The sequence below is a fragment of the Paenibacillus lignilyticus genome, assembly GCF_017942085.1.
Taxonomy (GTDB): domain Bacteria; phylum Bacillota; class Bacilli; order Paenibacillales; family Paenibacillaceae; genus Paenibacillus_Z; species Paenibacillus_Z lignilyticus.
In genome coordinates this window covers 53,543-79,187 of record NZ_JAGKSP010000010.1, presented here as the reverse complement: position 1 = coordinate 79,187, position 25,645 = coordinate 53,543, and the positions used below count along the sequence as shown (strand labels likewise).

At 51.4% G+C, this 25,645-nt stretch carries 21 protein-coding genes; 6 read left to right on the top strand and 15 right to left on the bottom strand.

The window, feature by feature from the left end; translation table 11 throughout:
* Positions 1 to 238: 238 nt before the first annotated feature.
* Together I8J30_RS21805 and I8J30_RS21800 are read right to left on the bottom strand one after the other, a co-directional pair.
* Complete coding sequence (locus I8J30_RS21805; RefSeq protein WP_091224551.1) at positions 239 to 1,330, bottom strand: Gfo/Idh/MocA family protein; 1,092 nt, start codon at positions 1,328 to 1,330, stop codon at positions 239 to 241.
* A gap of 160 nt (positions 1,331 to 1,490) precedes the next feature.
* Entirely contained in the window at positions 1,491 to 3,116 is a 1,626-nt protein-coding gene (locus I8J30_RS21800) for a type 2 periplasmic-binding domain-containing protein (RefSeq protein ID WP_210661689.1), read from the bottom strand.
* Between the two features lie 144 nt (positions 3,117 to 3,260).
* Here I8J30_RS21800 and I8J30_RS21795 point away from each other — a divergent pair, with 144 nt between their 5' ends.
* Together I8J30_RS21795 and I8J30_RS21790 are read left to right on the top strand one after the other, a co-directional pair.
* On the top strand, positions 3,261 to 5,063 hold the full coding sequence (locus I8J30_RS21795; protein WP_210661687.1) for a sensor histidine kinase: 1,803 nt from the start codon (positions 3,261 to 3,263) through the stop codon (positions 5,061 to 5,063).
* Positions 5,044 to 5,835, top strand: coding sequence for a response regulator transcription factor (locus I8J30_RS21790; RefSeq protein ID WP_240548272.1), 792 nt, complete (start codon positions 5,044 to 5,046; stop codon positions 5,833 to 5,835). Before I8J30_RS21795 ends, I8J30_RS21790 begins: the two co-directional genes overlap by 20 nt.
* A 59-nt stretch (positions 5,836 to 5,894) precedes the next feature.
* On the opposite strand, the gene I8J30_RS21785 is transcribed toward I8J30_RS21790, so the two are convergent.
* From I8J30_RS21785 to I8J30_RS21750, 8 genes are all read right to left on the bottom strand, one after another.
* The gene (locus tag I8J30_RS21785; RefSeq protein ID WP_210661684.1) at positions 5,895 to 6,776 is read right to left on the bottom strand and encodes a carbohydrate ABC transporter permease; all 882 of its coding nucleotides are present in this window, start codon (positions 6,774 to 6,776) and stop codon (positions 5,895 to 5,897) included.
* Between the two features lie 19 nt (positions 6,777 to 6,795).
* Positions 6,796 to 7,695: an ABC transporter permease gene (locus I8J30_RS21780; RefSeq protein ID WP_210661682.1), complete on the bottom strand. Its 900-nt coding sequence runs from the start codon at positions 7,693 to 7,695 to the stop codon at positions 6,796 to 6,798.
* A 96-nt stretch (positions 7,696 to 7,791) separates the two neighbouring features.
* A complete protein-coding gene (locus tag I8J30_RS21775) occupies positions 7,792 to 9,534 on the bottom strand; it encodes a type 2 periplasmic-binding domain-containing protein (RefSeq protein WP_210661680.1) in 1,743 nt (580 codons plus the stop codon).
* A gap of 110 nt (positions 9,535 to 9,644) precedes the next feature.
* Complete coding sequence (locus I8J30_RS21770) at positions 9,645 to 9,938, bottom strand: 2Fe-2S iron-sulfur cluster-binding protein (protein WP_210661678.1); 294 nt, start codon at positions 9,936 to 9,938, stop codon at positions 9,645 to 9,647.
* Positions 9,901 to 11,238 carry a DUF455 family protein gene (locus tag I8J30_RS21765; RefSeq protein ID WP_210661677.1) on the bottom strand — a complete coding sequence of 446 codons (1,338 nt, stop codon included), beginning with the start codon at positions 11,236 to 11,238 and terminating at the stop codon, positions 9,901 to 9,903. Before I8J30_RS21765 ends, I8J30_RS21770 begins: the two co-directional genes overlap by 38 nt.
* Positions 11,239 to 11,833: 595 nt before the next feature.
* Entirely contained in the window at positions 11,834 to 12,346 is a 513-nt protein-coding gene (locus I8J30_RS21760) for an acyl-CoA thioesterase (protein ID WP_210661675.1), read from the bottom strand.
* 66 nt (positions 12,347 to 12,412) lie between these two features.
* Positions 12,413 to 13,096: a polysaccharide deacetylase family protein gene (locus tag I8J30_RS21755; RefSeq protein WP_210661888.1), complete on the bottom strand. Its 684-nt coding sequence runs from the start codon at positions 13,094 to 13,096 to the stop codon at positions 12,413 to 12,415.
* Positions 13,097 to 13,285: 189 nt separating this feature from the next.
* The gene (locus I8J30_RS21750; RefSeq protein ID WP_210661673.1) at positions 13,286 to 14,404 is read right to left on the bottom strand and encodes a phosphodiester glycosidase family protein; all 1,119 of its coding nucleotides are present in this window, start codon (positions 14,402 to 14,404) and stop codon (positions 13,286 to 13,288) included.
* 222 nt (positions 14,405 to 14,626) lie between these two features.
* Here I8J30_RS21750 and I8J30_RS21745 point away from each other — a divergent pair, with 222 nt between their 5' ends.
* The 3 genes from I8J30_RS21745 to I8J30_RS21735 all read left to right on the top strand — a co-directional run bounded on the left by I8J30_RS21745 (position 14,627) and on the right by I8J30_RS21735 (position 15,513).
* Positions 14,627 to 14,902, top strand: coding sequence for a hypothetical protein (locus I8J30_RS21745; RefSeq protein WP_420831249.1), 276 nt, complete (start codon positions 14,627 to 14,629; stop codon positions 14,900 to 14,902).
* Between the two features lie 15 nt (positions 14,903 to 14,917).
* Positions 14,918 to 15,277 (top strand): spore coat protein, encoded by a 360-nt coding sequence (locus tag I8J30_RS21740; RefSeq protein ID WP_420831251.1) that lies wholly within the window; start codon positions 14,918 to 14,920, stop codon positions 15,275 to 15,277.
* A 71-nt stretch (positions 15,278 to 15,348) separates the two neighbouring features.
* Positions 15,349 to 15,513: a copper amine oxidase N-terminal domain-containing protein gene (locus I8J30_RS21735; protein ID WP_210661670.1), complete on the top strand. Its 165-nt coding sequence runs from the start codon at positions 15,349 to 15,351 to the stop codon at positions 15,511 to 15,513.
* Between the two features lie 45 nt (positions 15,514 to 15,558).
* On the opposite strand, the gene htpG is transcribed toward I8J30_RS21735, so the two are convergent.
* Both htpG and I8J30_RS21725 read right to left on the bottom strand, forming a co-directional pair.
* The gene (htpG, locus tag I8J30_RS21730) at positions 15,559 to 17,451 is read right to left on the bottom strand and encodes a molecular chaperone HtpG (protein WP_210661668.1); all 1,893 of its coding nucleotides are present in this window, start codon (positions 17,449 to 17,451) and stop codon (positions 15,559 to 15,561) included.
* Between the two features lie 109 nt (positions 17,452 to 17,560).
* A complete protein-coding gene (locus I8J30_RS21725; RefSeq protein WP_091224565.1) occupies positions 17,561 to 17,992 on the bottom strand; it encodes an organic hydroperoxide resistance protein in 432 nt (143 codons plus the stop codon).
* A gap of 223 nt (positions 17,993 to 18,215) precedes the next feature.
* Here I8J30_RS21725 and I8J30_RS21720 point away from each other — a divergent pair, with 223 nt between their 5' ends.
* Entirely contained in the window at positions 18,216 to 18,779 is a 564-nt protein-coding gene (locus I8J30_RS21720) for a hypothetical protein (RefSeq protein ID WP_210661666.1), read from the top strand.
* A gap of 12 nt (positions 18,780 to 18,791) precedes the next feature.
* Here the strand turns inward: I8J30_RS21720 and I8J30_RS21715 are convergent, their stop codons facing one another.
* The 3 genes from I8J30_RS21715 to I8J30_RS21705 form a co-directional block, all read right to left on the bottom strand.
* Positions 18,792 to 20,441 (bottom strand): thiamine pyrophosphate-binding protein, encoded by a 1,650-nt coding sequence (locus I8J30_RS21715; RefSeq protein ID WP_210661665.1) that lies wholly within the window; start codon positions 20,439 to 20,441, stop codon positions 18,792 to 18,794.
* 20 nt (positions 20,442 to 20,461) lie between these two features.
* A complete protein-coding gene (locus tag I8J30_RS21710) occupies positions 20,462 to 23,236 on the bottom strand; it encodes a bifunctional diguanylate cyclase/phosphodiesterase (RefSeq protein ID WP_210661663.1) in 2,775 nt (924 codons plus the stop codon).
* A 270-nt stretch (positions 23,237 to 23,506) separates the two neighbouring features.
* Complete coding sequence (locus I8J30_RS21705) at positions 23,507 to 25,636, bottom strand: CocE/NonD family hydrolase (RefSeq protein ID WP_210661661.1); 2,130 nt, start codon at positions 25,634 to 25,636, stop codon at positions 23,507 to 23,509.
* Positions 25,637 to 25,645 lie beyond the last annotated feature (9 nt).

The window sequence follows — 25,645 nt, the reverse complement described above, 5'->3', positions numbered from 1 at the left end:
TCTCTCATCCTCCAAGTATCTCTATGAAGAGTATATATTTGATATTCGTAATCATACATCGGGATACTCGGAATTACAACACTTATTTCGACAAGCCATCGTTAAACTTTAATTTTACCCATTATACTTCATTTATTAATCACTGTGCGCGGGCAAATAAGGCAAAAAAGCGACCACTTACTGGCAATCTAGCCGTAAATGATCGCTTTTTAGAGAAAACCGTCTATACCTTCACAACCTAGCCGCGTTTAACGGATTGAATGTTACCGGAAGCCGCGCTCTCATATACCGCTTGGATACATTTGAAGTTAAATACCGCATCTTCATTCAGAAGAGCTGCCGAGTCGCGGCCCAGCACGCGTTCTACGAAGAAGTAGAGCGGCGCATCCATGAAGCCGTATGCATTATCATTAGGAACTTGCGTTTCTTTCTCTGCAACGGAGCCTTGCTCATCGAAACGGTGTACGACTGCGTCGCCGCCGAAGTACGGCGAGAATTTCACTGCGCCAAGCGTACCCTCGATCTCAACCAGGGAATAAGCCTCGCCATGCGTACAGGAAGAACGCTCATACTGCACAAGCACAGGACGGTCTTGGCCTTGTGCATGATAACGCATCAACGCGCCGGAGTTATGCTCCACGTCGTAAACGACATCCTGCGGATCCGCGCCTGTTACCGGCTTGCTGATCCAGCCGCCAAGCACATCTACAGCCGATGGCTTAAGAATATCCGCAAGCACAGTGAAGTCGTACGGACCCCAATCCGTCAGAATGCCGCCGCCGCAAAGCTTGCTGTTCAAGAACCAGCGGCTCTCCGGTTGGTACTCGATGCCTGCTCTTCCGCGTTGATCGCGATGAATGAAGCTTACTTTGTAGATTTCGCCCAGTTGGCCGGAAGCGACAATCGCTTTGACTTGCTCGGTCTTAGGAAGGCCGATGAAGCGGTCGCTGCAGTCGCCGAACAGCTTGCCCAGATCCTTCGCCAGCTTCGACAGCTCATCGGCTTCGGAAGCGTTCATTACAAGCGGCTTCTCGCATAGGACATGGCGGCCCGATTTCAGCGCGTAGCTGGAAAGCTCGAAATGCGTGAATGGCGGCGTACATACAACAACGACATCATGCTCTTGTGCTTCTTCTGCCAGCATATCCTTCATGTCGCTGAACGTAACCGCATGCGGGAATTGTTCAACAAAGCTAGCCAGTGCTTTCGGATTCGGATCCGCTACCTTCAGTTCGATGTCCGTCGGTGTTTCACCATAAAATTTATAAGCCGCTTCTGCGTGCGTGCGGGCTATGAAGCCTGCGCCAATCAGGTAAATTCTCGTTGCCATTAATGTTCACTCCTATACGAATAATGATAACCAGTCCCAAGCTTCGTGCGCGGGCACGGAATACGTTATTATAACCCGAAAACGGTTGCTCTATCAATCGTTTATCCGAAATACCACCGGTTGTCATCGACCATGGCCGATCTGAAGAGGAACAAGCTGCTTACTTCTTCAGTTCCTCTTTCACTTCCTCGACGATTTTGTCGCCGCCTTGCTCCTTCCAATCCTTTACGAACTGGTCAAACGCGTTTAACGGCTCATCGCCAAGCACAATCTTGTAGAAGGTTTCGGTCTCCATCTTCTGCAGATTCGCCCAGCGCGATTCCATCGTCTTCGTCATCGCCGAATACACCGGGTCGGTCACGTTCATCGGTAGTTTCAGTATGCCCGCTCCCAGCAAATATGCTGCAGGCGCAGCCCAATCATCCGGATTCTTTCTTGGGTTCTTACGGTCGCGCAGCTCTTGCTCGTAGACCAGCTGCATTTCCCCGTCCATCTCTTCCTTCTTCACTTTGCCGGCCAACGCATCGAGCAGCAGATCGTGCTTGCGCGTTGCCGCATCGGCATAGTCGACTGTCATCAGCAGCGGCCACAGGCCATGGCCCGGGTCCAGCTTCATCGCCTGCTTATCCGGCGTACGCTCCGCCTGCACGCGCATGTTCGAATAGACAACCGCCGCTTCCGGATGCGCGTAGCCTTTCCGAACGACGAGGAAGAAGTTGCTGACCGGCACGCTCGCAATATTATATTGGCCTTTCGCATCCTCAATCATGAACGGCTTCCAATCCGCCTTGGGATTATGCTTCAGCGAATCGATCAGTGCCCAAGGCACCCACCATGGGCCGAAGAAAGCGCCGGCTTTGCCGCTCAAGACAAGGTCGTCCGGATTTTTGCGCAGCGCAAACTCCTTATCAATCAAGCCTTCCGCATACATTTCGTGAATAGCGCTTAGCGCCTGCTTCGTGCCAAACGTCGTGGAGCCGTATACCACTTCGCCGTTCTCATCCTTGATCCAGATCATCGGATAAGAATGAAAAGCGTTAAAGATCCCTTTGAAATCGTGGATGCCGCCGCCGTCCGTGGCAAGCTGAAAACTATTCCCCGTTAGTCCGATCGTGTCCGCTTGTCCATTGCCGTCCGGGTCCTTCTCGATGAATGCATGCAGTACCTGCTTCAGCTCATCGATCGTCCTCGGCGCCTTGAGATTCACTTTATCCAGCCAGTCCTGGCGAAGCCACAGAATGGACGGCGCGTCCGCTTGAATCGCCACGCTCGGAATTGCCATCAGCTTGCCGTCATAGGTCGCTTTCTCCAGCGCCTTGTCATCCGTCGACTTATAGAAATCCTTCATTTGAGGCGAAGCGTATCGCTTGTAAACCGCTGTTAGATCCTCAAGCTGATCTGCTGCGGCCATGGCGCGGAAGGTCTTCTCATCCACGATCATCGCGTCCGGAATTTCGTTGTTCGCGATCGCCAGCTGCATTTTCTGATCGAAATCGGTTGAGGACGCATCCCACAGCACCTTGGTCTTAATATTCGTTTTGTTAAACACGTAATTCGTATATTCATTATCTTCGATCGTCTCGCCGGACTTTAACTTCAGCCCGGGTCCAACCGATTTAATAACGCTCATTTCCACCGGTTCCGGAAGCTTGAAATAATCGACCGTCTCGGGATTCGCCTCATTGCCGCCGACATTCCCCGCTTTGTCGGCGTTACCGCCCCCGCAGCCGGCTAATACTAAGGATGCTGCCATAACGAAAGAAACGGCTTTCATTAGCTTGTTCAACTTGCAATGGCCCCCTCTCCCGGATGCTTGCAGTGCTGCTTCCATCATAGCATGAATATTGAATGATATTAAATGCCTACGCCATGTAGTATATTACACGGCAAGTGAATTATAATTGAAAGATCACGCTTACATCAGAAGAAGGTGAACAGACTGAAGCTGCGTAAACTTCGAATCGGCATCGTTAAGAAAATGATTATCGGCTATGTCGTCATCATTCTGCTGCCCACCATTTGTATCGGGCTGCTGTACTATAAACAGATTCACAATAATGCGCTGAAGGATTTTGCCAATAACCGCGAATACTTCATCCAGCAGTTCGGTTCATCTCTCACGATGAACATGAATCAGATCGAGATGATCCATGATATTTTCCAAACGAATAAGGTGCTGAGCGGCCTGCTATCCGGCAAGTACAAAACGGAGTCCGATCAGGTCAACGTCTATCTGAAAGAGCTCGTGCCTCTTTTTTCCTTCTATAAAAGCAATTCATTCTACATCGATCAAATCCGGATCTATAAGTCAGACCCTAAAGTGCGCAACATGGGGACAAGCATCGTGGACAGCGATGGCAGCATCCCGTCCCGAGCCACCGGATTGAAGGTCGGGGAAGGCTATTGGCTGCAGGAAATGTCTACACCTTCCGCGGTGCAAATGATCTATTACAAGAAGCTGTATAACGAGGACTTCTCCCGGGCGATCGGACTTATGGAAATCAGGCTGAAATACACGTTCCTCTCCAGCATGTTCCACTCCTCGGACGTCAAAGGCACGCCGCTGCACTACTACATGGCCGAAGACAGCAATCCGAGAAAAGGCATCACCCATACCGAAATCGTGGCATTGTCGGCCAAGCTGCCGCTCGCCAGTCCCGACAAGATACGGATCTACTCGGCCGTGCAGAAGTCCAAATCCCTGCAGTACATGGATTCGGAGCTGGGGCTGCTGATGATGAACAGCTTCTATGTGCCGCGCCTGTCTTCCACGATCCTGACCGTGACGCCGACAAGCGAGCTTTTCCAGAAAACGCAAAATTCCGTACAGTTCTACTTACTGATGATTAGCGCCTTGCTGCTCATCCTCTCTTGCGCCTATTTCTTTACCGTCTCCACTGTCGTACAGCGTATCGTGAAGCTCGGCAAGCATATGCGGGGCAACCTGCTGGCCAAATATAAAGAAGAGCAGGACAGCGACGAGATCGCCTTCCTCGTCTCTTCCTACAATAAAATGATTGATCGCAACGACGAGCTGACGAGCAAGGTGGATATTTCGCAGCTGCGACAGAAAGAAGCAGCCTATCTGGCGCTGCAAGCGCAGATTAACCCTCATTTTATCTACAACGGTCTTGAGGCCATCCGAATGGCGGCCGAGGAAAGCGACAGCCCCGACGTAGCCAAAATGATCTATGCGCTCGGGCAGTCGATCCGCTACAGCTTGTCCAAGAGCCAGTACGTCGTGCTGCGGGACGAGCTCTCGCACATTCGCAGCTATCTGCAAATTTATAAGGTACGGATGGAAGAGCGGCTTCAATACGAAATCGAAGTGGAAGATGAGAGCCTGCTTCGCATCGCCTGTCCGCGATTTATCATTCAACCGCTGGTGGAGAACGCCATCGTGCACGGCATATCCAAGAAGCGCGGCACAGGGACGCTCCGCATCCGCTTATATAGCGAAGGCCCACTAGCCTTGGTATGCATTCAAGATGACGGGGCCGGTATCTCGCCGGAGCGGCTTGAGATGCTTCGTCAGAAGCTTGATGGCATCGTGAGTATGCCGGAGCCTGAGCAGGAGCAGGGCGGCATTGGCGTGATGAATGTTCACGAGCGGATGATCAGCCATTTCGGACCCGCCTACGGGCTTACGATCGCAAGCGAGCTTGGGGTAGGCACTACGATTACATTATCCATGCCGAAGGAGGGAAATGCCGTTGAAGCTCCTCATCGTTGAAGATGAAGCGCCGATCCTGCGGGGATTGCTGCGCAAAATCAAACAATTCCATACCCCCTTCACGGACATCGCGGGCGCCTCGAGCGCCGCGGAAGCGCTGGAGACGCTGCGGCAGCATGGGGCTGATCTGGTCATGACCGATATCAACATGCCGGAGATAAACGGGCTGGAGCTCATCCAAACCGCTAAGAGCGAAGGACTGTGCAGCCGATTCATCATCTTGTCCGGCTACGACGATTTCTCTTATGCGCGGGATGCGCTGCGGCTGCAGGTCATCGACTACCTGCTTAAGCCTATCGATGATGACCAGCTCGAAGAATTGCTTACCCGGCTCGGTCAAGCCGCACTCTCCGAACAAGAGAAACATGAAGCCGAAGAGCAAGAGCAAGAGGCCTTCACAGAAGGCGCCGACCATGATTATGTGGAGAAGCCGGAAGCCAGCAGGCAAATTCTCGACTTTATTGAGGCGAATTACGTGAGGGATCTCTCCCTCACCTCCGTTGCCGAGCATGTCGGCCTGCACCCGAACTATGTGAGCCATCTGTTCAAGAAAGAAACCGGCATGAATGTGCTCGCCTATATTCAGCAGCTTAGAGTCATCAAAGCCAAGGAGCTGCTTATCTCGCGCCCTTCCCTGCCGCTTAGCGAGGTCGCGATGCAGACCGGCTTCGAGAGCCAGCGGCATTTCTTCAAAGTATTTAAGAAGCATACGAACATGACGCCCCGCCAATTCGGCGATGCCCAGCTCCCGACGAAGAGGGATAACCATTAATGCCGAGCGATCAAAAAGAAGCCGACCCCGCGGGGGGTCGGCTTCTTTCGCTGCTAAACCTATTCTTTTACCGCACCGACCATCATGCCGGATACGAAATATTTCTGCATGAACGGATAGACGATCAGAATCGGCAGCGAAGCGATAAACACTTGCGACGCCTGGATCGTACGGTTCGATACTTTGTTCATGAGCTGCGCTTGGGCTTTCGTAAGCAGCCTGCTGTTCGATTCCACGAGAATCGTCTGCAAGTAAGACTGCAGCGGATAGTCCTTCTGGCTTTTCAAATAAATCAATCCGTCAAACCAAGCATTCCAGTGTCCAACCGCCGAGAATACGATCAACGTTGCAATAATCGGCATCGATAGCGCGAGATACAGCGTGCCGAGAATGCGGAAATGTCCGGCGCCATCCATGTACGCCGACTCTTCAATATCCTTCGGAATATTGCGGAAGAAGTTGGAGAGGAGCAGCACGTTGAATACCGAGATCGCACCCGGAATAACGAGCGACCAGATCGTGCCGTACAGATGGGTGTTCTTTACGATCATAAAGGTCGGAATAAGACCGCCCGAGAACAGCATCGTCACGACGAAATACCAGGCAAAGAACGACTGATGCTTAAAGTTCGCTTGGCTCTTGGAAAGCGGATAAGCCGCCAGCACCGTAAGGAACATGCTGATCGCCACGCCAAGGAACACGCGTTTGACGGAGACGAACATCGCCGTCCAGAATTCGGAGTTGCTCAAAATATATTCATACGACTTCAGCGAGAACTGTACCGGCCAAAACGTAACCTCGCCGGCCGTTACCGCGCTGCTCTTGCTGAATGAAATCGCAAGTACGTGAAGCATTGGAATGATACAGGCAAGTGAAAACAGAATGAACAGCAAGCCGTTCAAGTTCAAAAATATACGTCTGCCTAACGAACGATCTACCATTTAGATTCCCCTCCAGACTTTAGAAAATGCGATGATCCGATATTTTGCGGGCCAGATAGTACGATGCAACAATGAGGATTAGGCTGACAACGGAACGGAACAAGCCGATCGCAGCACCTAACGAATATTGAGCCTGCTGAATCCCCATCCGATAGACCCATGTATCGATAACATCGCCTGTCGAGTAGACAGCCGAAGAGTAAAGCATAAGTACCTGTTCAAAACCGGCATTGAGGATGTAGCCAAGGCTTAGAGTACCCATAAGAACAATCGTCGATTTCATGCCGGGTAGTGTAATATTCAGCGTTTGTCTCCAGCGGCTGGCGCCGTCCATAACAGACGCTTCGTAAAGCGTCGGATCGATTGTCGTAATCGCTGCTAGATATACAATCGTACCGAAGCCGGTTATTTGCCATGTCTCAGTAGCTACAAGTATATAGGGGAACCATGACGCTTTTTCCAGGAAAATAATCGGGTCGAAGCCCATTTTGCCAAGCATCATATTGATTAAGCCATCGCGAGAGAGCATATCCCGGAAAATACCGCCGAGGATAACCCACGACAGGAAGTACGGAAAATAAACAATGGTTTGCACGGTGCGTTTGAACACTTTAGATACGATTTCATTTAGAAGAATGGCAACCGCAATGGCCGCAAACGTTTCAACGATAATTTTCATCGTTGCGATAAAGAGCGTATTGGCAACGACTTGCTTCACGTCAGGTATAAGCAGAAGACGTTTGAAATGATCCAACCCGACCCACTTGGAGCCGAAGAAGCCTTGCGTTGGCTCGTATTTCTGGAAGGCCATGATCACCCCGAACATCGGGAGATAGGAATAAATAAATACGACTATGACTGGGAGAATCAGCATGAGATACAGCGCCAGCTGCTTCTTCGGAATTTTGAAAGCGTTCATAAGCTCGCCCCTTACGATGACTAAATTTAAGGCTAAGAATAGATGCAGAGTACGGATGTACTTGCCATCCGGACTCTGCATGCCTACTCCGATTCCTTATTTCTTCTCAAACCACTCTTGAACGCTTTCTTTGTTCTTCGCTTCAAACCATTTGTTCACAACCGGATTTACAACGGAAGCATACATGGAATCGTATTGCTTCAAGAACTCGTCATACTCGCTGATGTCTGCACCCTTCACTACGTTCAGGAACATAACATCCCATGTTTTTTTGATGATTGGCGCATTATCGAGCATTTCTTGCGTCGGCATAGCTGTGTACTCGTTCATTGCGAATCTTTTTTCCTTGATGTACTGATCTACGACAGCAAGGGAACCTTTATCCGTGTAGGACAGGTAGGACGGGAATCCGGCAGCATCATTCTTATCCGCATACGATTTGGATTGATCGTAGAACAGTTTGTATGCTTCGGACAGCTTATCGGTCGAGCCTGTTTTGAACGCATCGCTAATGTCAAGGAATGCTTGATAGTTGAACGATGGGTTGTAGATTGGCATCGAGTACAGTTGGAAAATACCTGCGTTCGTTTTTGGATCTGTGTTGTATTTACCGAACTGCATCGTTTCCGGATTGTTGTTCAAATCATGGAACAGGTTCGCCATCGTTACAAGCGCCTCAGGGTGTTTAACACCTTTCTTCGCTACGTTGACACCAAGTACAGTTGCTGCCGTAACCGAAGATTTACCCGGTTTGTCGTCTGCGGATGGAATGCCCACCGGCTCCCATTTCGCATTCGGGTTCTTCTCAAGTTCCAGGTTAAGCGGCCACCAAGCATCCCACAGTCCGCCGAAAGCGACGAAAGATTGCGCGTTAACGATTTGCTCGTTGTATTTCGCGCTGTCAAGCGATGCGAAGTCGGGGTGGATATAGCCTTTTTTGTAGTACTCTTGCAGCTTCAGAAGCGCGGCGCGCGTATTTTCGCGTGTTTCTGAACCGAACATCCCGTGCTCGAGCTCGCCTTTGCTGTTCTTCACCCAAATGTCCGGATACGAATGGAACATGTTGAAGAATGCGCCGCCGATGCCCCAGTTTGTTGAATCCATGCTTGCGTCTGCCAGCGGAATCGGGTATTTCTCGCCGCCTGTGCCGTCGTAGTCGTTCTTCTTGAACGCTTCCAAAATTTTGTCCAGATCAGCTACAGTCTTAGGCGCCTCAAGACCGGCTTTCTTCAAGTTGTCTTCACGGATCCAAAGCATGTTGCCTTGATCATGGTAAGTCATACCGTTCGGCAAACCGTAGATTTTGCCGTTCTTCGTTACGCCTTCAAGCAATCCCAAGTAGTCGCCTGTCAAATACTGTTTCGTGTATTTGGAAGCATAGTCTTGAACGACTTTCGTGATATCTTCCAATTGGCCTGTCGAAGCAAGCTTCTCGAATTGGGACGGCGTTACGTAGAAGAAGTCGGGCAAGTCGCCGCTTGCGATCATCAGGTTCATCTTTTCTTCGGCTTGCTCGCCGGGCGAAGTCCAGTTATATTTCAGCTTGATGCCAAGCTTCTCTTCCCAAGTCTTTGTGTAGATGTTGTTTTCAATCGTAATGTCTTTCGGCATGTTTTGCAGAATGCCGTTGTTCGTATGAACCGTTGTGACTTCGATTGCCGGTGAATATTTGCCCGGATCTTTCGGCTCCGAGTTCGGATCCAACAACTTGGAGATGTCAGCGGCTTCATTTGAATCTGACGAACCTTCATTATTGTTGTTGCCGCATGCTGCCAGCGATAGCGATAACGAAAGACACAGTGAAAGTGATGCCAGCTTAACCCAGTAGTTCTTTTTCATTCTAAAAATCCCCCTGTTTGCTTGATGTAATGGTGCAAACTCGCTAATTCCAAACTCCCCTATTGCCAATTGCTGATAAGCTCCGACTCATAAACGTTCGAAACCGGCCCTCACCTCCTAGGCAATTTGCGTAGCGGCTCGATGACAACCTCACCTGTTGCGGTAGACAGACAAACCAATCGTTGATTCGCGGCAAGCTCGCTTGGCGAGATCAAACAATCCTCGATATCATGCTGCTTCACATGCCCTTCGATTACGGTACTGATGCATGTGCGGCATGTACCGTTTCGGCAGGAATAAGGGATTTTCGCTTGTTGGCGAATCGCGGCATCCAAGATGAATTCACGATTCCCTACTTCAAACGCTTCACCCGTTGCTTGAATGGTTACGCGATTGCTGCTCATTGTACTCCCTCTCGATCTCAATCATTTTCGTTGCGATACGGGATTGGAACGGTTCGTAATCCCATACTTTGTGGACATCCTCCACGTATTGATAGTAACGGGCCAGTGTGACCTCCATCACTTCCTGCATCTTCTCGTAGTCGTTATCGAATTTGTACAGCAGCCATTTGTGACCGTATTTCAGGTGGATGGCTTCATCTGCCCAGTCGTAATCGATATGAGTTGAAGTTTGGAGATCGCCGAAGCTCTCGAATTGCTGCTTCGCTTTCTCGCGATTGGCCGGACCGTCGATTTCAAAACGATGCAGCAGTGCCATCAGGTCAAGCTCATCGCCGCCATTCTGTGCTTGCGATGCGTAGGTTTCTTCGTAGACCGGCACGTCGATGCCGATTTCAAAGCCCCAATCCTTCAGTCGCTGTTCGCCCATCTTGACGTGTCTTGTCTCATCGTAAGCCCAGCGAGCAAGGTCAAAATAGAACTCCCACGGCATGTCATCCCACTTCCAGATCGCCAAGCCCGGCGCTTCCGCTGCCCAGATTTCCGTGATGTGGTAGATCGCCGTCAGCACTTGAATTTCAATCGGCGATTCCGCTCTCTTAGGCGGTACCGAGCTTGGTGCCGGAATAAAGCGCGGATCCCGTGCCGCCTTGCGCGGCATGACGTATTCCGCTCTTTCGCGGAGGATCCACTGCTCGGCTTCGGCTGCCGCCGCATCCTGTTCCGGCGTGACAGCGTTTCCAACAATGCCACCGATTCCTGTCAGATAAGAACGAATAACATTCCGCCATTCCGATGCATCGCTCTGCGGCATGATGTTATCTCTTACGTCATGCACGTAATCGATTTGCTGCTGAATCTGCTCGGGAAAGCGTGCCATAAACTCCAGTGTCGGTGCATCGTTTACAGGATCTGCCTGCTCCACGTAGAGCCGGTACTGCTCCATCAGCTCCTGCTTCACCACATCGTAGATGCCGGCGAGCAGCTCCGCATCATCTTGAGCGCGGATGAGCATCGACAGGAATTGGACGAGCTTCGGATCATGGTTCGCTTCAACGTCCCTGCGCGGGTAACGGAGCTCCATAATGCGGGTACGCAGTGCGTCCGCACGCAGCGAATCCTGCCAGAAATGATAAGGCAAATCTTTATTTAACTCCCAGTTGGCCACTTTGATCAGTGCGCCGCCCAGTGTTCGCATCACTTGTTTCTCCACTAAGTAGAAACGTTTCAAAAGACCGGAAGCTTCTTCAACGCTTCGCTTATGAACGAGCTTTCCTGCGAAGATCGCGTGTGTCTCCGTCATCCGTTTGCCTCCTTCATTTCTATATCCCCACTATACATGAAGCGCTTTCACAAATTATACGGATCATTTCTTATATGATAGTGACCAAAATTAAGATTGCTTGTTCGAGGGCTGATTTCACAAGGAAAATCAGCAGCCAAAATGGAATTATGAGGCGGAATTGCGAAACGTTTCACTAATTTCCGCAACGAATTTGGTGTATGAGCGGCAATTCTGATGCTGCTGATTACTCGAAGCCGCAGCGTTCCGACGTATGTCGAGTAAGAAGAGTGCCTAGGGAGCTACTTGTGCGGGAGTTGGGTGAAAGGGGTGAATAAAGGGTAACTAGGGAACTACTTGCGTCGGAGTAGGGCGGAATGGGTGAAAGAAGGGTAACCAGGGGGCTGCATGCGTCGGAGTTAGGCGGAATTTGCGAAAGAAGGGTACCTAGGGATCTACATTAGTTGAAAAAAGGTACTATCCGAGAATGTAGATCACCTAGGGAGCTACATTCTCGGATATTGACCGATTATCTAATATGTAGATCACTCAGAGAGCTACTTTAGTTTAAAGCCCTCCCAAACCCACCCAAGTCCCGGAGTGCCCTCCCTCTGCGCTACTCCCACGGATATTTTGTCAGCAAGTAATCTGCGAACTTTTTGCTTTCTTCTCTGCGGTGCTTGCGCATTTCGGCGCGACGCTCGGCGGTTTCGTGCAGCTTCTTCTCCTCTTCCGTCTCCGGCACGATCTGCGGAACGCCCGTTGGACGGTTGTTTTCGTCGAGCGCTACGAAGGTGAGGAAGGCGGTCGCAGCGATTTTGCGATCGCCGCTGCGAAGGTCTTCGCGGATGACCTTCACGAAGACCTCCATCGAGCTCGTACCCGTCCACGTGATAAACGATTCCAGCGATACGGAGTCCGTCGGGCGAATCGGCTGCAAGAAATCGACGGAATCCGTCGAGGCGGTCACCGCCGCAGCTCGGCACAGTTTCGAGACGGAGATCGAAGCGATATCGTCAATATAAGACATCAGCTTCCCGCCAAACAGCGTATCATGATTGTTCACGTCCGTAGGGAACACCCGAGATACTTTGAAGCACCGCGTTTCCCTTGCCGTCTTGGTTTCCAAAACCGATCACCCACCTCAATGTGTTATGGGCACTCCATTATAGCCACTCCTGTGTCCACCTACATGTCACGGATACGCATTTGTCTTCTCTTCAATCAGCTCCGACACCGTAACAAACGTAAACCCTCGCCGAGCAAGCTCCGGCAAAATAATGCGCAGCGCCTTCACCGTGTGGATGGAGCCCGGGATATAGTCATGGAGCAGAACAATGTCGCCGTTCCGCGCATTCTTCAACACCTTGCGCACAATATAATTCACGCCCGGACTGCGCCAATCGGCGGTATCCTGGTGCCAAGACCAGAGCACCGTCGTGTAGCCGAGCTTGCGTGCGACTTGGATGGTCTGATCACTGTAGAAGCCGCCTGGCGGGCGGAACAAATGCGGTTTCTTCCCGGTTAACGCAACCAGCGAATCCTCGGTTTGCATAATCTCTTTCTGAATCGTCGCGAGCGCGGTACCCTTCGTCAGAAAAGCATGGCTATATGTATGATTCGCAACTTCATGCCCTTCAGCGATTTCCCGCTTAATGAGCTCCGGAAATTCTTTGACACGGTAACCCAGTACGAAGAAAGTCGCTTTGGCATTGTACAGCTTGAGCAGATCCAGAATGTCATTCGTCATTTCCGGATAAGGACCGTCATCGAAGGTCAGCGCAATCTTCTTCTCATTGAGCGGCACCTCCCATATAATGTCCCCCCGGCTTTCATAAAAATAACGGTCTTTCTTCGGCAGCTGAAACCCGCATAACATGCAAATGCACAGTAGAACCGCACAGCAGCGCCATACTACAACCACATTCGTTCCTCCTGTTCATCCATTCAACACCTTATACTATGTGCGCGCAAACTGGGATTTATCCTCCAAACAGCCCCTTCCATCCCGTATTAAAAAGCCCCGTGTCCACTCTAAAGCGGACACGGGGCTTCTTCGGAAAGCTGCTTATGAGACCTGCTGCTGCGTACGTTTCTTCGAAGAGTCGAAATTATTCATATCGATGCCTGCCCAAATATTCGGCACCTTAACATCCTCAGGATGATCGAACACGAGGAAAGCCGTTGGCAAATAGCGCGCGCCATATTTACTTGATGGTTTATTGACAACCTCGTCATCCTTCACCATAACCGTGGATGAACCGCCATCCAAATTCGCAGCCGTTACGGCACCCTTCTCAAGCAAAATTTTCTGCACATCATACAACGTTGCGCCGACCGAATAGCCCGGCTGACGGCCGTCGATCACGACGAATACGATCGTGCCATCCTTCAACTGCGCCATACAAGTACGCGGCGCGATTCCCCAGCCGTCTGCCTCGCTCTTAATAAGGCCTTTGCCGTTCACGATAAATTTCGGCTGGAACGTTACCGCATCCGATACGCCCATGGACAACAGCTGATTAGGCGAATAACGGCCCGCCACCATGAGACCGTTGCGGTCGATACCGACGACATTTACTTTCGCGTTCATCCCGTTGCCTTTATACAGCACTTTTCCTCCGGACATGACGATACCGGCCGGCTTAAACCCATTCCCGTTCCAGTTCGGATCATCAAACGCACCGCCGTTCACGCCGGCAATGGCGCCCGTCCGCTTCACCATGCTCTCCACGCGCTCACCTGAACCGACAATGCTGGTCGTGACGACACGGATCATTTTCGGATCATGCACATACATCAAATATCCTTTAAAGCCTTTGCGCGAAATCGGCTCAATTTTCACGGTCCCTTCCGGGTGTGAGGCCAAATTGACATTATGATTGTCTTTGACCTGCGCCATCGCATCAAACTGCTCGTTATAAGCCGCGACGCGGTTATCGAGCTCAGCTTGTCCGATCAAATATTTCGCCAAATAACGATGCTGGCTCGTAATGAGCGTATCCGCCAGCATATAGCGCACGTCCGAGCCGGAAGGCGTCAGGTAGAACCATCCGCTGCCACCCAGTACGGCCACTAACAGAAAGACCGAAAGCTGTTTGACCGTCCGCTGCCAACGTTTCTTTGTTCGTTTCACTCGATAGGACGTTTGCCTCTTCGGCGTATTCGTTTCTAAGTTGTTATCCATTTGTAAGGCACCCCTTTTGTTGTGGTCTGTATGTTAAGTCACGGCTTCCGCGCCGCAGCTCCACGTTTCGCATCACATCCCAACACTATAGAAGCCGAATCTTAAGAGAAGCTTAAAACCGTTACATGTTACCATGGCAATAAAAGTGAATCGCCGCGATTCGGAGTTATTTTGACGGAATTGCGCAAGCTAAACGGGAATACGTAAAGGAGGTCATTTCACTTGCAGCAAACGCAATCCACCCAGCAGCAGGCCGGTATCATGCCGGCGCCGCCCAAAGTCATCACGACCAAAGATGCGTCTTATTTGAAAGACCAATTGTCCTGGCTTCTACTGGCCATGAAGAAATGCAGTCATTTTGCCCGAGAATGTTCGGATCCCGAAATCGGCCAAGCGATTGATAAAGCGGGCAAGATGCACGAACGCCACTATAACCTGCTGCTTAAGCACCTGCAGACCAACAACGCAGAGGGAATGAAGAACGTTCCCCAACATTAGAAAGGAGGCACTCCGATCGTGAGCCCGAATAATCAAAATACGATCCAAAATCCGAAACCGTCCTACGAGCCGCAGGTCAAAGGCCCGGAGTTAACGGACCGCGACCGCATCAACGACATCTTGGCAACGGAGAAATATTTAGGCGACAGCTTCAGCATCGCTGCCAATGAAGCCAGTCATGTCGCGCTCCATCAAGATATTATGACGGTGCTGACGGAGACGCATCAATGCCAGCATGAGATCTTCGAGCTAATGTTCCGCAAGGGCCATTACAAGCTGGAAGCCGAAGAGCAAACGAAGCTTGACGAAGCCTATCAACAGTTCAACGGCTACTCGAGTCAGTTCCCTTACGGTGCCTCAAATACGCTGCAGTAGCTAAGCTTCAGCTGACTGGTGCAGGAATAACGGCGATATTTCACGGTTAAATGACCGGGGGGAAGATCGCTTTGAAAACAACGCTTAACGGCAGCATCGTGCCGGCATCCGAGAAACCCGTCTTCGTGAACGACAGCGTGTTCGTCCCGCTTCGTTTCTTATCGGAGACGCTCGGAGCCCATGTTACATGGGATGCACCCGCCAACGCGGTGAGAATCGAACAAGCGTCGAACTAACTAACATGAAAAAAGAGACCTCGCAATGAGGTCTCTCTTCATTTTCTATACCATGACTTTGCAAATCGCATTTGTAAAAGCAACCGGATCTTGGATCGGCAAACCTTCAATCAGCAGCGCTTGGTTGTAAAGCAGCTGCGTATACAGGTTCAGCTTCTCCGCATCCTTGTCAGCCGCTTCCTTCAGCGACTGGAATACCGGATGATTGACGTTGATCTCAAGCACCTTCTCCGCTTGCACGTCTTGGTTGTTCGGCATCGCCTTCAAGATTTTTTCCATCTCAATGGAGACTTCGCCTTCGCTGGAGAGGCACACCGGGTGGCTCTTCAAGCGCTTTGACGCTTTAACCTTGATTACTTTGCCGCTAAGGATCGTTTGCATTTGCTCGAACAGCTCTTTGCTGCCGCTCTCTTCCGCGTCCTGGCCATCCTTATCCGCATCCGACTCGATGCCAAGATCGCCGCTCGAGACGGACTTGAACTGCTTCTCTTTGTAGCTCATGATCGTCTTGATCGCGAACTCATCGATATCGTCGGTGAAGTAGAGAATTTCATAGCCTTTGTCCGAAACAAGCTCGATCGCCGGAAGCTTCTCGATACGCTCGATGGAATCACCCGCAGCGTAGTAGATGAACTTCTGGTCTTCAGGCATTCTCGATACGTACTCGTCCAGCGAAACCAGCTTCTTCTCCTTGGAGGAGTAGAACAGCAGCAGATCCTGCAGCGTGTCCTTGTTCATGCCGTAGTCGCTGTAAACGCCGAATTTCAGCTGGCGCCCGAATGCTTTGTAGAACGTTTCGTACTTGTCGCGCTCTTCCTTCTGCAGGCTTTGCAGCTGGCTCTTGATCTTGTTCTTGATGTTCTTCGCGATGAGCGTCAGCTGACGGTCATGCTGCAGCATCTCGCGGGAGATGTTCAGCGACAGGTCCTCGGAATCCACCATCCCTTTGACGAAGCTGAAGTAGTCCGGCAGCAGGTCCGCGCATTTGTTCATGATCAGAACGCCGTTGGAATAGAGCTCAAGCCCTTTCTCGTATTCCTTCGTGTAATAATCGAACGGCGTGTTCTCCGGAATGTACAGAATCGCTTGGTATACGACCGCACCATCCGCGCTAATATGAATATGCTTCAGCGGCTTATCGAAGCCGTAACGTTTCTCATTGTAGAACTGCTCGTAATCCGCTGCAGTGAGCTCGCTCTTATTCTTGCGCCAGATCGGCACCATGCTGTTCACGGTTTGCTCTTCCACATACGATTCCAGCTCAGCCTCTTCTTCGCCCTCGCTGCCCGCTTTCGGACGCTGACCTTTCACATCCATCTTAATCGGATAACGAATGAAGTCCGAGTACTTCTTGATGACCGAGCGCAGACGGTATTCCTCCAGGAACTCGTCATAGTTGTCATCTTCCGTATTAGGCTTGATGTGCAGCACGATCTCCGTGCCGACGGTCGCCTTCTCGCTTGGCACGATCGTGTAGCCGTCCGCGCCTTCGGATTCCCACTTGAACGCTTCGTCGCTGCCGAGTGCACGGCTTGTTACCGTCACGCGGTCCGCAACCATGAACGCCGCATAGAAGCCAACGCCGAACTGGCCGATAATGTTGTGGCCGTCCTTGCTTTCATTGTCTTTCTTGAACGCGAGCGAGCCGCTCTTCGCGATGACGCCAAGATTGTTCTCCAGCTCTTCTTGCGTCATCCCGATACCGGTATCGGTGATCGTCAATGTACGTGCTTCTTTATCGGCAGTCACTTTCACGTAATAATCAGCCTGGTTAAATACCAGGTTATCATCGGTTAATGCCTTGTAATAGATCTTATCGATGGCATCGCTCGCATTGGAGATCAGCTCCCGCAAGAAGATTTCTCGCTGCGTGTAGATGGAATTAATCATCATTTCGAGCAGTCGCTTGGACTCTGCCTTAAACTCTTGCTTGATCATTAGTCGATACCCTCCCAAAAAATGTCGCAGTCATGTCATTAGCACTCTGGCTTTCGGAGTGCTAAACACTCTCTTTTTTATAGCATTTTTTTGGGAATGGCACAAGTGGTTAGCCTACATGCTGTCCATTTACAACAAGCTTCGTTTCGATATTTCCGCGCGTTGCTTTGGAGTACGGACATACGCCTTTGGCCGCTTTGACCAGCTCTTCCGCCGTATGCTGATCTACGCCATCGATGTTGACGTGAAGCTGAACAGCCAACTCGAATCCGCCTTCCGCATCTTTGCCGATTCCGACGTGAGCAGTAACGTCCGTGCCGGCATGCTGCACCTTCTGCGAACGCGCCACCAAGTTCAATGCACTGTCAAAGCATGCGGAGTAGCCCGCTGCGAACAGCTGCTCCGGATTGGTACCTTCTTCACCGTTACCGCCAAGCGACTTAGGCATGCGCAGATCCAGATTAAGCACACCGTCGGACGATGTGATTCTGCCATTGCGTCCACCCTCTACTGTTGCGATTGCCGTATATAATGTTTCCATGTCTAATCTCTCCTTCATAATTTAATTGCATACAATTTAATTGCGTAAAATTAATTTACCATCTTTCCCTTAAGCCGTCAACAACAAAAAAAGCTAAGCCGAATCATCGGCTTAGCTTTTCTCGTAATTAGTCGCTTTGAGGCGACCTTTATTTCTGTCCATGAATTGCCGAATAAATAGTTAGAAGGAACTATTCCAACGGTAACGGAGGTTCGGCTATCAGATGACCAAAACCGCACAAATGGACAAGCTTCTTGATGCTTATAAGGAGGGAATCAACAGCTCTGAACTCATCGCAATCATCCAGGACATTTTCAACTTCGATCTCGAAACCCTGCAGGTATCGCCTTTGCCGCGAGAAGTCCTGGATGCTTTTCTTCAGCAGGCCGCTGGTTCCGTGACCGGCCCGGAAGTCCGCAGAATGATCAATGAAACGTTTGCGATTAATCTGGATGCCTTATCTGCACTGGAGCAGGCTCGAATTTCCCTCTATTCCAAAGGGCAATGGATGCTCCGGCATGAATGGGACTTGTTCGTCGTCCACACCGGAACCGATGACATAGGCGTGAGCATTTATCCCACTGCCTATTACGCGGAGCACACCGGCACCGCGCAACTGCCGCAGGAGCTGCTGGAAGCCTTGACCGACCTGGGGTTCACCCGCGATGCGGAATCCGGAGCCTGCTCGTACACAAGTCCCCACGGCGAACCGGTTCCGGATGCCTTCAAAGGCCAAACGATGAAGGCCGTGATGTCAGCCATCCGAACCGTTTCCGCTCACCTCTAACGACAGCCGCGGCTACTTGCCGAAGGACGAGAGAAACTTAACGCGATCCCCCATCGGGGGAGTGCTGTTGTCCTTTAGGGCCACCTCCAGAATCGCCGGCCCCTTTAATGCCGTTAACGGCTCAATAAGCTCAGAACGGATATCAGCCATCCCGTTAATGCGGTAGCTTGGTATCCCCATCGCGGCAGCCATTCCCGCGATACTGACGGCTTCTTGCTCGAAGGAAGGGTGGGTCCGCTTAAATTGCAGCGAATGTCCGTGATACACCATACCCAGCCGGGCATTGTTAATCACGATAAACAAGATCGGCAGGCCCAATTCTTTGGCTGTCAGAATTTCCATGCCGTGCATGAAGAAACAGCCGTCTCCCGTAATGCATGCCACCGGACGATCCGGTTCCGCCAATTTGGAGCCGATCGCCGAGGCTATCCCCGTTCCCATCGCCCCAAAGTGGACATTGATATTGTACGAATCCCAATCCCGCACCTTCATGTAATGAATGACATAGGACATGAACTCCCCGATATCAACCGTGTAGCGCATATCCGGCGGGAGGCATTCTTGAATGTTCAGCAGCACGTTTCGGGTGTTATAGTCTTCGGCTGCATCTTGAAGCGGCCGATGCCGCAGGCTTGCTACGTCAACTTTCCCCCTCTGGCTCGAAGCCCCAAGCGCTCTAAGCTCTTCGATCAACATCAGCAAACTCAAATGGATGTCTCCGAGAACCGGCAGATCAATGCTGTATTTTCGATTGAACACTGTCTCGTCAAAATCCAACTGTACCGTGTAGCGGCCTTTAGTCAGATTGGCATTATAGTTGTTCGTAGCGGTCTCGCCTAAGCTGGAGCCCACGATTAACAATGCGCCACCTTCATCCTCGGCAATTAAAGCCGATGCCGCTTCATGACCTGCGAATCCAAACACCCCGACATACAAAGGATGGCTTTCCGGAATATAGCCTTTGGCCTGCGGCGTTGTAACGATCGGCCACGCCAGCAGCTCCGCCAGCTCAATCAAGGAATCTACCGAGCCCCGTACGCCTTGTCCGACAAAGATGCAGCCTTTCTGCCTCTTCCAGAGTGCTTTCGCCGCTCTCTCTATCGTAGTAAGCTGAGGAATCATCGGTTTGCGTGGGAGCAAGGGCGGAAGGATTGGATTGCCGATATCCGCGTGTTGAACGTCTATTGGAATCGCAATATGTACAGGGCCCGGCACGCCGGAGATGGCGATTTGGCAGGCTCTGGCAACTTCGCGAAGCAGATCCTTCGCTTCCGTGACCAAGACGCTATACTTGGTCACGGGACGAAATACCGGAGCGACATCGAGCTCCTGCGAAGCATTCAGCCCCATCGTGTTGACGGGAACAGCCCCGGTTATAAACAGAACGGGCAAATGCTCGCGCATCGCGTTAGCCGCGCCCGTCACCAAATTCGTTGCGCCCGGTCCGCTGCAGCCGATGGCTACGCTCAACTGACCGGTATATTTGGCATAGGCCGCGGCCATATACGAAGCTGCCCCTTCATGCTTCGTCACGATGGGTTCGATTTCCGGCATGTCATTTAACTCATCGAAAAACGCGTTAACGGAGCCTGCCGGAATTCCGAATAGATGTTTCACCCCATTTTCCCTTAAAAAAGCCAATACCGCCCCTGCTGCTCTCATGCTTCCAGCCCCCTATTGCTTTAGATATGAAGAAATTGTTCTGCAATATCTTGCGCCTTCATAGGGCGACTGAAGTAATAGCCTTGCATTAAGTAACAGTCACGAGCAAATAAAAATTGAGCATGCTGCTCGGTTTCGACGCCTTCGGCAATAACGCTTAGGTTCAAGTTCTGTGCCAGCGTGATGATGATGTTCGTAATCGCCGCATTGTCATCGTCATTGGTGATATCCTGCATGAACGATTTGTCGATCTTAAGCGTATCGATCGGCAAGCTCTTCAAGTAGCCGAGCGACGAGTACCCCGTTCCGAAGTCGTCGATGGCAATCTTGATGCCAAGGCCTTTGAGCTCCTTCATCGTTTTCAACGTCAATTCCCGATTCTTGATAATCAAGTTCTCGGTAAGCTCCAGCTCCAAGTGCTCGGGAGACAAGCCTACTTCCCTGAGTACGTTATTGACCATCGAGAACAGATTGTTCTGTTCGAACTGACGAACCGACAAATTGACCGACATCCGGAACAGCGGATACCCCTGGTTCTGCCATTCCTTTAACTGCCTGCACGCCTCTCTAAGCACCCATTCGCCGATCGGCACGATTAATGCCGTCTCTTCCGCAATCGGAATGAACTGGTCAGGCGCAATAAGGCCTCTCTTCGGATGGTTCCATCTCAGCAGCGCTTCCACACCGACGATCCGCTTCGTTTTATAGTTAATTTGCGGCTGGTAATAGATTTCAAGCTCATTCTGATCCAGCGCTTTATAGAGATCGTTCTCCAGCTTCACGCGTTCGAACGTTCGGGTGTCCATGCCCTCGCTGAAGAAATGGTAGCTGTTGCCCGAAATCTCCTTCGATTTGTACATCGCCGTATCTGCGTTCTTGATTAAGGTTTCGCTCGTATCGCCATTATCCGGGTAGAGACTGATGCCGATGCTCGCCTTCATGTAGATCTCATTGTCGAGCAGCTGGAACGGATCCGTGAAGGAATCGACCACCAGCTGGACAACCTTCAGCACTTCGTTCTCGTTCTTGATATTGGGCAAGAAAATGGTAAACTCGTCGCCGCCCTGCCGCGAGACTGTCGCTCCCTTCGGCACGCAATCGCTGAGCCGCTTCGCCACATCGCGCAATAAGAGGTCGCCGTAGCTGTGTCCCATGGAATCGTTAATAAACTTGAAGCGATCCAGGTCCAAATACAGCACAGCCAGCTTCTCATTGTTGATTTGAGCCTGCGTCAGTCCTTGATTCAGCCTGTCCTTCAGCAGAAGCCGGTTAGGAAGATCGGTCAAGCTGTCGAAATACGCACGATATTTGATTTCTTCCTCCATCTGTTTCCGCTGCGTAATATCCTTGAAGGTAACCACTTCCCCGACAATTTCGTCGCCTTCCCTAATGGAGGAGATCACATATTCAACCGGAAAGACAGAGCTGTCTTTTCTGCAAAACTTCTCATCCTGATAATGCCGGTTCCAATTGCCGTCGATCCCGGTCGGCGGATCCTGGCCGGTCACGATGATGCAGCAATCCTGTCCGATCAGCTCTTGGCTCGAATCGTAGCCTAACATGGCAATGCCGGCCGGATTACAGAATGTAATCTTCCGCTCCAGATCCAAACCGAAGATGCCCTCGCCGGCCGAGTTGAGGATCAGCTCCTTCTCTCGGCTGAGCTGCCGCAGCTCCGTAACGACGCGTTCAAGCTCCTTGTTCTTCACCGTCACTTCGGAGGTTCTCTCTTTGATGATGATTTCTTGCTTCTCCATGTAGAGCAGGTTCGATAACGTCGAAGCCGTCGCATCGACGATCGACTGGCCGAGCTGAATCGTCGCTTCCGAGAAGATAAAGCTGCCTTCCTCCAAATTGACGACCGGAATAACGCCGAGTACCTCGCCCATCGAGACGATCGGCAGCACCAGCATCCCCTTCATGCCGAAATTACGGCATACTTCATGGTTAGGCCGGTCATCCGCGAAGACATCCGGAATCAGTACCGCCTTCTTCGTCCGGATGACCTCTTGGATTACCGGGTCATTACTCTCGTCGATTCGGATTTTGCTGTGGGCTTCGATCCAGTCCTCTTCGGTCCAGTCGCTGTTCTTGCTCAGCTTCGCCGGTCGAATATGGCTCTCCGTAATCGGATCCAAGAGATGGACGCCGATATTGTAATTATCGAGCACCTTGCCTAAGTAGAAGAAACAGCTGTCCAGGCTCTCCTGCATCGTCGAGCACATCGCCAAATCTCGTGTCACATCAAGGAGGAGCTGCTTCTCGGAAATAAGATTTTCTTTATGCGTTAAGTTCTTGGCGTTCTGAATCGCGACAGCCGCCATATTCACATAAGCTTCAACCGTTTGAATTTCGGAGTGGGTCAAGTTCATCGGGATCCCATAGTCGAATAAAAATACAAGACCAAACAATTCTTGCTCGAACGAAATGGGGAGTACCAGCAGCGACTTAATTTGAAATCCTTGCACCGCTCGCGGGTCAGGACGCGTGTCCTTGGAAGTATCGGGGATATAGATCGTTTTTTTCGTTTCAATGACTTCTTTGGCGAGCAGGTCCATCTCGGTATCGATGACATGCATATCGATGGTCCAGCCGTTGATAACGCTCGGCTTGCCGACATAACCCCGGAATGTGCCGTCCTCCTGAGGCAAGTAGATGCCTACCGAATTACAGCGTACAATCTCCTCGGAAATCGCCGTTGTTACATGCTCCAACACTTCACGCAGCTCGAGCTTCGTATTAATCAATTTCGTTAAATTCGCAAGCCGAGAATATCTCATTTGTTCTTTTAACATACATCGATCCCCATTCCCCTAGTTTCTAGAACACCCGATGGTATGCGTAATTAATCTATTAGTATAAAAATACTATGGAAGCCTTACAAATTTCTACACAAAATTGTGAAAACGCCTTCAAAAACCGATATTTATTTAAAAAAAGTTAGGAAAAATGGCCTAAACTGTCATTTCAGGTCCGAACGTGGTCACAAGCTTGTAACAACTGTCGGTTTCGGCATAAAAAAGGACCGAATCCGCCGCCTGGCAAATTCGGTCTTTGGGTAGGTTTCATAGCACGGGCAGCAGCACTCGGCTCGGATATTCAGCCGAATGATAAATCGTCTGCTTCACGATTACCGGCTGCGGATCGTCGTAGGGATTTAGTCCGGTATTCGTGTTCGGGAATGCAACGAGCTTGCTCGAAGACGTAATCGTGAATCGAATGCGATGGCCCGCTTGAAACGTATGCGCGATGTTTTGCAGGAAGATGGAATACTTCTCCACCTTGCCCGGCGTAAGCAGCTCCGGTTCATCGAAGCCATGGCGATACTTGGCTCTCACGATATAGTTGGACAGCCGGATGGAATTCCCCTTCTCGTCCACGTCGCTCAGCGTCACCACCCAATCCGTATCGACGCCGGTGCTCGCCGCATACAGCTCACAGGATAACTCGCCGGCAACGGTCAGCTCCTCCGTCAAAGCATCGCCGGTGTAAACAAGGATATCGCTGCGCAGCTCATGCTTGCGCATGTTCTCCGGCTCACGTTCCCCGCTGTCCGCAACAGGTTCATCCGGGTTGTATAAATACGAATCCGGCTCCGACTGAGCTGCAGATGCCGGTGCGGCTCCCAATACACCGTCACCGAGACTCGAATTCGCTCGGCCGCCGCTGCCCAGGTAGAAGCTTCGCACTTCCGCTTCAACAGGCGTCCAGTCCTCGGAGGTCCGCCATTCATTGGCTCCGACCAAATAGTAAGCGGCTCTCGGCTCCTGATCGATGCCGTTGTTCACGCCCTTAAGGAACCGATCGAACCAGCGAAGTACGTTCACATCATAATCGTACACGACGGCATCGTTGCTGAAGCTTACGCCCATAAGATCCCGGGCTCGGTTAGGACCATGCTCCCATGGCCCTAGCCACAGCTTGCGGTTAGGCACATCATGCTCTGTCAGCATGCGCCATGTTTCCGAGACGCCCGCACTATCGCCGTCGTACCAACCGGAGATGACGAACATCGGCGCCTTGACCTGATCGCCTCGTTCGGAGAACGTGCAGTTCCGCCAGAAATCATCGTACTCCGGATGCTCGCTCCACAAGTCCCAAGGCCCGGACGCTCGTCCGATCATCTGCTGCGGAATGTCGCGGATCGGCCTCGCATCGACAGCCTTCTCCGGATTCACCGTGATGCCCGCGAAGATATTAAAGTCCGTCCGCGTCCCGACCGACTGCGCTAACGTCCAGCAGAGCAGCGGCCATGAGCAAACGGTGCCGCCCTTACGCACCGTATCCACGAACGGCGAGCCTACGTTAACCTCGTTAACGACCGCCTTCAGGTTCGGATGGCCGCTGGTTGCGGCAGCCGTCACGACATAACCGAGGTACGACGCTCCCCACATCCCCACGTTACCGTCCGACCAAGGCTGCGCAATAATCCAATCAATCGTATCGGAGCTGTCATCCCGCTCATAGTAGAACGGCACGAGCTCCCCTTCGGAGTCTGCCCGGCCGCGGACATCCTGATTGACGACGGCATAGCCTTTGTTCGCCCAGCGTTTCAGCTGATCCTTCTTCATATGGCGGTCATAGCAGGTTCTGATCAGAATCGTCGGCAGCTTCGTCCCGGGCTCGATTCCCTCAGGAAGATACACATCGGTCGCAAGACGAACGCCGTCCCGCATCGGGATTAAATCTGTTCCCAGCTCCTGAATGCCATACCGTGCCTGCGATAACATCGGCGAGCCGTAGACAACGAGCGGAGTCAGCGCTTCATATCCTTCGGCAACGAGGATTTCCATCCCGTACCGGTTCGGCGCCACGAAGCCGATGACGCGTCCATCCACGGTCACCACATCCAGTGCCGTGTCCAGTCTCCGCGCCCAAACTTGCGAAGTTACTTCACGGTCCTCCACGTTAGCGGTATAGCGAATATGCTTATGATACACATCTCCGTTTGCGAGCTTAACCTCTTCCCCGCTCCAAGCCGCTTCCTCGTACTGATCAAGGAACTGCCGGATACGCTGCAAGGGCAGCATGTAGGGTGCCTGCTCGGATAATACATTTTCCTGCATTTGCGTCCGCCGCCGGGCATCTACCTTGGCGTGCATAACCTTGTCCGCCGCAAATCGAATCCGTCCCTCGTACACACCTGCACAATAGAGCTTAAACGTTGTTTCTTGAAGTATTTTGCTGATATTCATCTCGCTGCC